General features: G+C 67.9%; 1 protein-coding gene. It reads left to right on the top strand.

All coding sequences use genetic code 11. The features are described 5' to 3' along the window. A partial coding sequence (locus HHX31_RS33410; protein ID WP_169953803.1) for an ATP-binding cassette domain-containing protein occupies positions 1 to 666 on the top strand: 666 nt, incomplete at both ends.

Below are 666 nucleotides of genomic sequence, written 5' to 3'. Positions count from 1 at the left end.
GCCGGTGCGGCTGGCGCCGCCGACGGCGGCGATGGGTTTGGGGATCGCGACGATCTATCAGGAGCTTGACCTGGTGGACGGGTTGAGCGTGGCGGAGAACATCTTCTTGGGTCATGAGCCGTCGTCGCTGGGGTTTTCGCGGCGGGGTGAGGCCGATCGGGCGGCGGGGGTGTTGCTCGGGCGGTTGGGGCATGGGGAGATCCGGCCGCGTACGGAGGTGGGCCGGTTGTCGCCGGCGCACAAGCAGATCGTGAGTATGGCGCGGGCGTTGTCGCATTCGGCGCGGTTGATCATCATGGATGAGCCGTCGGCGGCGTTGGCGCATGACGAGGTGGCGAATCTGTTCCGGGTGATCCGTGATCTGACCGCTGAGGGGGTCGCGGTGATCTATATCTCGCATCGGCTGGAGGAGATCCGGGAGATCGGTGACCGGGTGACGGTGCTGAAGGACGGGCGGACGGTCGCGGTGGGGTTGGCGGCCAAGGACACGCCGACGTCGCAGATCGTGTCGTTGATGACGGGGCGGAATGTGGAGTATGTGTTTCCGCCGCGGCCGGCGCGGGGGGCGCATGAGGGCCGGCCTGAGGTGTTGCGGGTGGAGGGGTTGAGTCTGCCGGGGCATTTCGAGGGCGTGTCGTTCAGCGTGCGGGCGGGGGAGATCGTCGG

This window comes from Microbispora sp. H11081 (assembly GCF_012999535.1).
Classification (GTDB): Bacteria; Actinomycetota; Actinomycetes; order Streptosporangiales; family Streptosporangiaceae; genus Microbispora.
This window is presented reverse-complemented; position numbering and strand designations above follow the sequence as displayed.